The sequence below is a fragment of the Mesorhizobium sp. M7A.F.Ca.US.005.03.2.1 genome (assembly GCF_003997795.1).
Classification (GTDB): Bacteria; Pseudomonadota; Alphaproteobacteria; order Rhizobiales; family Rhizobiaceae; genus Mesorhizobium; species Mesorhizobium ciceri.
The window spans coordinates 1-7,424 of the sequence record NZ_RZRP01000255.1 but is presented as its reverse complement, the minus strand read 5'-3'; the positions used below and the strand labels follow the sequence as shown (position 1 = coordinate 7,424).

Sequence of the window (7,424 nt, the reverse complement as noted above, 5' to 3'; positions counted from 1 at the left end):
CTCATCAACATGATGCGCGGCGGCTCCGGCGTCACCTCGAACAAGCTGATGCAGGCACGAGTCATGCTGCAGGCCGTGGCGCTGGTGCTGATCCTGCTGGCGGTGTATTTCACCCGCAAGTGAGGATGCCGGCGGCCGGGGAGGCGAAATGGTCAAGCTCAACAAGATCTACACCCGCACCGGCGATGATGGCACCACAGGTCTCGGCACCGGCGAGAGGCGGCTGAAATCCGATCTGCGGGTAGAGGCCTACGGCACGGTCGACGAGGCCAATGCCTGCATCGGCATCGCCAGGGTCCACACGGCCGCGGCCCATCCCGCGATCGACGCCATGCTGTCCCGCATCCAGAACGATCTGTTCGATCTCGGCGCCGATCTCGCCGTACCCGACGACGGCAAGCCGCTCGGCTATGAGCCGCTTCGCATCGTCGCCGTGCAGACCGACCGGGTCGAAAAGGACATCGACCTTCTCAACAAGGAGCTTCAGCCGCTCAAATCCTTCGTGCTCAATGGCGGCACAGCGGCGGCGGCGGCACTTCACCTTGCCCGCACCGTGGCAAGGCGAGCCGAAAGGCTGATGGTCGCCCTGGCCCAGGACCCGAACGAGCACGTCAACCGTGACGGTCTGAAATACATCAACCGCGTCTCGGATTTCCTGTTTGTCGCCGCCCGGGCGGTCAATGACAACGGAAACGCCGACGTGCTATGGGTTCCCGGCAAGAACCGCTGATTGTCGAAAGCGGAAGAGGGCCTGGGGCATGTTCATCCCGCTTTACGACACCAACAGGCTGCGCCACATCCGCCTGCAATATGTGACCATCGGGCTGATCGTGGCCAACGCCCTGGTCTACCTCGTCACCGCGCTCGGCGGCGAGAGTTTCTCCAATGCCGCCGTGCTTGGTCTCGGCTTCATCCCGTCGGTCGTCCATGACACCGCAGAGCTCGATCCCCGTTTTATCGTCATCCCCGAAAGCCTGAGCTACCTCACCTATTCCTTCCTGCATGCCGACATCTTCCACCTCGGCGGCAACATGCTGTTCCTGTGGGTGTTCGGCGACAATGTCGAGGACGCGCTCGGTCACATCCGCTACCTCATCTTCTACCTGTTGTGCGCGATCGCCGGCGCCGCCTTCCAGGGCCTCGTCGCCTGGGACTCGCAGGTGCCGCTGATCGGTGCCTCGGGCGCCATCGCCGGCGTGGTCGTCGCCTATCTGATCCTTTATCCCAGGGTGAAGGTCTGGGTGTTGGCCTTCGCCCGCATCCCGCTGCGCATTCCGGCCTTCATCCCGCTCATCCTGTGGGTCCTTTTCCAGGTGGTGATGTTTGCCGCCGGCGGCGAGGATCAGATCTCCTGGGCCTGCCATATCGGCGGCATCATCGCCGGCGCCGTTCTGGTGCTTGTCTTGCGTAGCCGCGGCGTGCCGCTGTTTGCCGGCGCCGACGACGACGTCGCGCCCGCCGCTCCCGACCAGCCGCCGGTTGCCACGGAACCGCTGATCCCCGATCAACCCGCCGCGACACCGCGCTGGGGACGCGGAAACGCTTCCAGTTCGGACTGAACCGATTTGAGCCACTTGCAGCGTATTGACGTGCAGGGTTGCCGCAACTACGGAAACGTCTCCGCCGCAACCTAAGGCGGGCAAAGACCAGAATTTCCATCCGGCCAGAATTTCCACCTGGAATGTCGGCTTTCGACAACTCAGAACGGGCGCAGGCTGTTATAGCGCGCCCAATTAGCGTGAAGAGGTGACAGGCAAATGAAGATCCTTGTGCCCGTGAAGCGGGTTGTGGATGCGAACGTCAAGGTTCGCGTGAAGGCTGATGGTTCGGCGGTGGAGCTCGCCAACGTCAAGATGGCGATGAACCCGTTCGACGAGATCGCGGTTGAAGAAGCGATCCGGCTGAAGGAAGCTGGCAAGGCGGAAGAAATCATCGTCGTCTCGATCGGCCCGCAGCAGGCGCAGGAAACCCTGCGCACGGCGCTCGCCATGGGCGCCGACCGCGCCATCCTGGTCAAGACCGACGAACAGACCGAGCCGCTCGGCGTCGCCAAGGTGCTGAAGGGCGTCGTCGACGCCGAGCAGCCCGGCCTCGTCATCCTCGGCAAGCAGGCGATCGACGACGATTCCAACCAGACCGGCCAGATGCTGGCGGCACTGTTGGGCTGGGCGCAGGGCACCTTCGCCTCCAAGATCGTGCTCGACGGCGACAAGGCCAAGGTGACGCGCGAAGTCGATGGCGGCCTGCAGACGGTGGAACTGAAGATGCCGGTGATCGTTACCGCCGACCTTCGCCTCAACCAGCCGCGCTATGCCTCGCTGCCCAACATCATGAAGGCCAAGAAGAAGCAGCTCGACGAGAAGAGCCCGGCCGACTACGGCGCCGACGTCAAGCCGCGGCTGAAGGTCATCAAGACCGAAGAGCCGAGCGGCCGCAAGGCAGGCGTCAAGGTCAAGAGCGTCGCTGAGCTGGTCGACAAGCTGAAGAACGAAGCCGGCGTGCTGTAAGGAAATCCGATGAGGCCGGCCTGCAAACGGCTGGCTTCTCCGCTTCCGGTGCTCACGTACAGAAGTACGCTCCGCTCCGGTTCTCGAAACCAACCGTTTTCGATTCGGCCTGACCGGATTTCAGGGAGCCGCGAAGACGAAAGTCAGGAATATCATCAATGGCTATTCTTCTGATTGCAGAACACGACAACGCAACCCTTTCCGACCAGACCGCCAAGGCGCTGTCGGCCGCGCTGCAGATCGGCTCGGACGTGCATGTGCTGGTTGCCGGCAAGGGCGCCAAGCCGGCAGCCGACGCTGCCGCCAAGCTGAAGGGCGTGAGCAAGGTGCTGTTGGCCGAGGCCGACGAGCTTGCCGAGCGCCTGGCCGAACCGACGGCAGCGCTCATTGTGTCGCTGGCGGGCGCCTACGACACCATCATCGCGCCGGCGACCTCGTCGGGCAAGAATGTCGCGCCGCGCGTGGCTGCGCTCCTCGATGTCGCGCAGGTGTCCGAGATCATCGAAGTCGTATCGCCCGACACCTTCAAGCGGCCGATCTATGCCGGCAACGCCATCCAGACGGTGCAGTCGAGCGACGCCAAGCAGGTGATCACCGTGCGCACCGCCTCCTTCCAGGCAGCCCCCGAGGGCGGCTCGGCAGCCGTCGAGACCGTCAAGGCCGCGGCCAATCCGGGCCTCTCCACCTTCATCGAGAACAAGCTTTCCGAGACCGACCGTCCGGAGCTGACCTCGGCCAAGATCATCATCTCGGGCGGCCGCGCGCTGGGCTCCTCGGAGAAATTCCAGGAGGTCATCCTGCCGGTTGCCGACAAGCTCGGCGCCGCGGTCGGCGCTTCCCGCGCCGCCGTCGATGCCGGCTATGCGCCGAACGACTGGCAGGTCGGCCAGACCGGCAAGGTGGTTGCCCCCGATCTCTACATCGCGGTCGGCATCTCCGGCGCCATCCAGCACCTTGCCGGCATGAAGGATTCCAAGGTCATCGTCGCCATCAACAAGGACGAGGAGGCGCCGATTTTCCAGGTTGCCGACTACGGCCTTGTCGGCGACCTGTTCGTCATCCTGCCGGAACTGCAAAAGGCGCTTTGACGCTTTCTGCCAAAGCGTATTAAATGGTGAGGGTGGGGTAGACGAAGTCGCCCCGCCCTTTTAGTTTGCACCGCACAAAAAGCAGGCCGCAAAGGCTGAAAGCAATCCAGCAAAGTGCGCAGCGGTTTTGCGTCCGGGATTGCGGTAAAATAAAAGGTGGAGCGCTTTCGCAGTTCAAGCGGAAGGGTTCAGGACGGGATCGGTGTAATGAGCAAGATCGAGACGATCGGCATCATCGGCGCGGGCCAGATGGGTGGCGGCATCGCCCATGTCTCCGCGCTTTCAGGCTACAAGGTATTGATCTACGATATCTCGCCCGACCGCATCGAGAAGGGCATCGCCACGATCAGCGGCAACATGGCCCGCCAGGTGGGGTCCGGCAAGCTCGACGAGAAGGTGCGCAACGACGCGATGGGCCGCATTTCGGCCGCCCCCGCGATGGCCGATCTTGCGGGTGCTGACCTGGTGATCGAGGCGGCGACCGAGGACGAGACGGTCAAGCGCAAGATCTACGCCCAGCTTTGTCCGCAGCTCAATCCCGAAGCCATCCTGGCGACCAACACCTCGTCGATCTCGATCACGCGGCTTGCCGCGCAGACCGACCGGCCCGAGCGGTTCATCGGCATACATTTTATGAACCCGGTGCCGCTGATGAAGCTGGTCGAACTGGTGCGCGGCATCGCCACCGAGGACCAGACCTTCGAGGCAGCCAAGACCTATGTGAAGCAGCTCGACAAGACGATCACGGTCTCGGAGGATTTTCCTGCCTTCATCGTCAACCGCATCCTGCTGCCGATGATCAACGAGGCGATCTACACGCTCTATGAGGGTGTCGGCTCGGTCGACGCCATCGACACGGCCATGCGGCTCGGCGCCAACCATCCGATGGGGCCGCTGCAGCTGGCTGACTTCATCGGGCTCGATACCTGCCTGTCGATCATGCAGGTGCTGCATGACGGCCTGTCGGACTCCAAGTACCGCCCTTGCCCGCTACTGGTGAAATATGTCGAGGCCGGCTGGCTCGGCCGCAAGACCGGGCGCGGCTTCTACGACTATCGCGGCGAGCATCCCGTCCCGACGCGCTGAGCGGATCGTCGGCGCAAATCAGGGACAAGCCTTTCGGTTCAACGGCGACGGGTCTATCAGGAGGCCACCGCCAGTGGCTCTGTCCGGCCATCCACGATCTGTGCGTCGGGCGCCACGGAGACACAGCCACGGCCCGCCGCCTTGGCGGCATAGCAAGCCGCATCGGCCCTGGCGATGATCTCGTCGACCTCGCCACAATTGGCATTGATCGCAGCCAACCCGATGCTGGCGCCGATCACGTGAGGACGGCCGTCCCAGGTGAAGTCTAGCCCGCCGATCGCATCGATGATGGAGCGCGCCGCGATCTTGGCGCCGGCTGCCGAACCCGATTTCAAAATGACCGCGAATTCGTCGCCGCCGAGGCGAGCGACGATGTCGTCTGGACCAAGCACGCCGCGAATAGCCACGGCAACCCGCTTCAGCAGCGCGTCTCCCGCCGCGTGGCCACCCGTGTCGTTGACCAGTTTGAAGTGGTCGAGGTCGATGAACATGAACTGATGTCCGGCGCCTCCGACCGACCTTGTCGTGTCGCCGACCGACCTTGTCGTGTCGCCGACCGACCTTGTCGTGTCGGCGGTGCCGTCCTTGCGCGCCTGGCCGACGAGGTCCTCCATGGCGCGGATGAAGCTGGAGCGGTTGGCAAGGCCGGTCAGCGCATCGTGTGCCGCGGCGTGGGCGAGCTGGCGCTGCAGCGCGCGCGCATCGGTAAAGTCCTGGAAGACGATGACGAGCCCGCAGAATTCGTGGCGGTCGTTGACGATCGGCGACACCACCTGGCGGATGCTGCAGCGCGTGTCGTCGCGCCGGATGAGGACGGCGCGGCTGTTCTGGTCGGCGGGCGCATGAACGCCAACCGCGGGCCGGGTCACGCCGATCCTGTGCCCCGTCTCCTCGTCGACCGCCCAGTAGACATGGCCAAGCATCTTGCCGAGAGCCTCGCCGCCGGCAATCCCGGTCAGCTTTTCGGCGACCGGGTTCATGAAGGTGATCCGGTTTGCGGCATCGGTGCAGATCACGGCATCGCCGATCGATTGCAGCGTCACCCTCAGCCGCTCCTTTTCATCGGCAAGCATTGCCGCCGACACGGTGAGGCGCTCTTCGGCCTCCTTGCGGCGGGTGATGTCGGTCAAGCTGCCGATGGCCCTGATCAGCCGTCCATCCTCATCACGTTCGATGGCCTTGCCGCGGTCGAGGATCCACACCCAGTGGCCATCCTTGTGGCGCATCCTGAACTCGGCCTCAAAGAACGGTGTCTTGCCCTCGAGATGAGCGCGATCCGCTTCGGCGACAGTCTCGCGATCATCAGGATGGATCATCGTCAGCCAGCGGTCGGTGTCGCCATCGAGCTCGCCATCCGCATAGCCCAGCATCTTGACCCAGGTCGAGGAATAGGTCGTGCCGCCCTTGCGCATGTCGAGGTCCCAGACGCCCTGGCCGGCGCCGGCGAGCGCGAAATTCCAACGCGTTTCCGCTTCGGCAATGCGCGCCTCGGCCTGCTTGCGAGCGTCGATGTTCTCGATTTGCGAGACGAGATAGAGCGGGCGGCCGCTGGTCTCATCGCGAATGACCGAACCGGCAAGATGGGCCCAGACGGGCGTTCCGTCCTTGCGGAGATAGCGCTTCTCGAAATGGAAGGAATTGACCGTGCCCGCCTTCAGATCGTCCATCGTCTCCCGCCCGATCTGCTGGTCGTCGGGATGCGTGATCTGGAAGAAAGTCTGCGTCTCGATCTCTTCGCTTGTGTAGCCAAGCATGGCCGCGAAGGCCGGATTGGTCTGGCGGATGCGCCCATCGAGACCGACAACGACGATACCGATCGCTGAATCCTCCATGGCGCGGCGGAAGCGCAGCTCGCTCTCGGCGATCTGTTGGCGATCCATGCTGATCCTGCGGGTGGACAGGGCAGCGAGGAACAGCGCGCCCGCCGCCACTGCCATCGCGATCTGCAGGCAGAGTTTCAAGGCTTCGGTGCCCAGGTCCAGGTGCGACAGCAGGATCGAGGCCGCCAGCACGCCCAGGCCGGCGACGAGCAACGCCAGCCCTGCACGCCCAAGAGATTCTCGGCTGGTCAATCCTCGCCACATCACGATACGTGCCACCCCCGTGCGCAAACGCATGTTCTCGCCTCAACCTTGGCGGATCGATTTTAAGGAAAGGTTGCGTCAGGCATTCCGGTGCCATCGCTAACCGGCAAACAATTGCCGGCATGATTAAGGATCGGTATGCGCGAGCGGGCGAGCGTGGCGCAACGCTACCAGCGCACGAAAAACCGTCCGCCGAGCGCGCCAAGCAATGCGAGCGCTGCAATGGCTATCGTGTACCAGGTGGCGACGAAAAGCGGCGAATCGTCGAAGCAGTGGGCGGCATAGAAGGTTGCCGCCAGCCCGCCGGCGAGCAGGCCTGCCACCGCACCGGCAAGCACCGGCCGTGTCGGCGCCCCGTAGCGCAGCATCCACAGGAAGATGGCAAGCGGACCGAGGCCGATCAGCGGGATGAAAGCCATGCAGATCATCATGTTGGAGCCGACCATTTTGGTTCCCCACAGCGCCTCCGGCACCATGAAAAGCTCCAGAACCACCGCCACGGCTACCAGCACTGGCGCCGCAGCCATCCCAGCCATTGCCCGGCCCGTCGACGCACCCGGCGTCGACAAGGCACGGATCAGGGCGAAGGCGCCGACGGCAAGCACGATGGGGAAAACAAATTTGGAAAGGAAGCGCATCGTGTGCGCGGCCGCCATGAA

At 63.8% G+C, this 7,424-nt stretch carries 8 protein-coding genes; 6 read left to right on the top strand and 2 right to left on the bottom strand.

The window, feature by feature from the left end; all coding sequences use genetic code 11:
* The 6 genes from EN991_RS15960 to EN991_RS15935 all read left to right on the top strand — a co-directional run.
* Nucleotides 1–123, top strand: a 123-nt coding sequence (locus tag EN991_RS15960) for a twin transmembrane helix small protein (RefSeq protein ID WP_127369114.1), incomplete at its 5' end; no start/stop codon positions are given.
* Nucleotides 124–148: 25 nt separating this feature from the next.
* On the top strand, nt 149–730 hold the full coding sequence (locus EN991_RS15955) for a cob(I)yrinic acid a,c-diamide adenosyltransferase (protein ID WP_013529427.1): 582 nt from the start codon (nt 149–151) through the stop codon (nt 728–730).
* A 28-nt stretch (nt 731–758) separates the two neighbouring features.
* Nucleotides 759–1,559 carry a rhomboid family intramembrane serine protease gene (locus EN991_RS15950; protein WP_013529426.1) on the top strand — a complete coding sequence of 267 codons (801 nt, stop codon included), beginning with the start codon at nt 759–761 and terminating at the stop codon, nt 1,557–1,559.
* A gap of 198 nt (nt 1,560–1,757) precedes the next feature.
* Nucleotides 1,758–2,507, top strand: coding sequence for an electron transfer flavoprotein subunit beta/FixA family protein (locus tag EN991_RS15945; protein ID WP_013529425.1), 750 nt, complete (start codon nt 1,758–1,760; stop codon nt 2,505–2,507).
* A 158-nt stretch (nt 2,508–2,665) separates the two neighbouring features.
* Nucleotides 2,666–3,595 carry an electron transfer flavoprotein subunit alpha/FixB family protein gene (locus tag EN991_RS15940; RefSeq protein WP_127369113.1) on the top strand — a complete coding sequence of 310 codons (930 nt, stop codon included), beginning with the start codon at nt 2,666–2,668 and terminating at the stop codon, nt 3,593–3,595.
* A 207-nt stretch (nt 3,596–3,802) separates the two neighbouring features.
* Nucleotides 3,803–4,681: a 3-hydroxybutyryl-CoA dehydrogenase gene (locus tag EN991_RS15935; RefSeq protein WP_013529423.1), complete on the top strand. Its 879-nt coding sequence runs from the start codon at nt 3,803–3,805 to the stop codon at nt 4,679–4,681.
* Between the two features lie 56 nt (nt 4,682–4,737).
* On the opposite strand, the gene EN991_RS15930 is transcribed toward EN991_RS15935, so the two are convergent.
* Both EN991_RS15930 and EN991_RS15925 read right to left on the bottom strand, forming a co-directional pair.
* Complete coding sequence (locus EN991_RS15930) at nt 4,738–6,798, bottom strand: PAS domain S-box protein (protein WP_127369112.1); 2,061 nt, start codon at nt 6,796–6,798, stop codon at nt 4,738–4,740.
* 134 nt (nt 6,799–6,932) lie between these two features.
* Nucleotides 6,933–7,424: NrsF family protein (locus EN991_RS15925; RefSeq protein ID WP_127369111.1), on the bottom strand; the 492-nt coding region annotated here is incomplete at its 5' end.